Source organism: Pseudomonas sp. R19M, assembly GCF_050312585.1.
In the GTDB taxonomy this organism is placed as follows: domain Bacteria; phylum Pseudomonadota; class Gammaproteobacteria; order Pseudomonadales; family Pseudomonadaceae; genus Aquipseudomonas; species Aquipseudomonas palleroniana.
This window is the reverse complement of the sequence record NZ_JBNPJV010000129.1, coordinates 1-256: the sequence shown is the minus strand read 5'-3', so window position 1 is coordinate 256 and position 256 is coordinate 1. Positions and strand designations below refer to the sequence as shown.

Genomic DNA, 256 nt, shown 5'->3' with positions numbered 1-256 from the left:
TGGCGTCCCCTAGGGGACTCGAACCCCTGTTACCGCCGTGAAAGGGCGGTGTCCTAGGCCACTAGACGAAGGGGACACGCTACTGAAATACATGGTGTGTATTCCAGTGCCCAGAGGCCATGTCCGAAGACTTGGTCCTGGTTTCACTCAATGCCGCCCGAAGGCAACACTGCTTAAAATCTGGAGCGGGAAACGAGACTCGAACTCGCGACCCCGACCTTGGCAAGGTCGTGCTCTACCAACTGAGCTATTCCCG

Annotated in this window: 1 tRNA gene; it reads right to left on the bottom strand. The window is 57.4% G+C overall.

The annotated features are described in order from the left end of the window. Window positions 1-76, bottom strand: a tRNA-Glu gene (locus ACQRBT_RS28340). Between the last annotated feature and the right edge of the window lie 180 nt (window positions 77-256).